This is a genomic window from Actinokineospora pegani (assembly GCF_009745975.1).
Classification (GTDB): domain Bacteria; phylum Actinomycetota; class Actinomycetes; order Mycobacteriales; family Pseudonocardiaceae; genus Actinokineospora; species Actinokineospora pegani.
In genome coordinates, this window is the sequence record NZ_WHOL01000009.1 from 1 (window position 1) to 330 (window position 330).

Annotated in this window: 1 pseudogene; it reads right to left on the reverse strand. The window is 80.3% G+C overall.

The annotated features are described in order from the left end of the window. Positions 1-330 (reverse strand): annotated as a pseudogene (locus GCL84_RS29040) (hypothetical protein); the annotation flags it as partial.

Sequence of the window (330 nt, forward strand, 5' to 3'; positions counted from 1 at the left end):
CCGAGCGCGCCCCGGCCGCCCAGCGGGGTGTCCCCGCCCCCGGTGACGCCCGCCCGCGGCCCGATCCCGCCCGGGCCGCCGGTGAGCGCGACGCCGCCGGACCCCACGCCGACGCCCGCCGCCGACGCGGCCGCGGTGCTCCCGCCGCCGACCCCGGAGGTGAGGGGCGCGGCGTCGGAGAACGCGGGGGTGGTGGTGTCGACGTCGATGTAGTTGGCCGAGTAGTAGGTGTCCATCACCTCGGCCGCCCGCTCCTGGGCCTGCTGGTGCTCGACGAACTGCTTGAACACGTCGCCGCCGCCCCCGGCGCCCGCACCCGCCGCCGCGCCG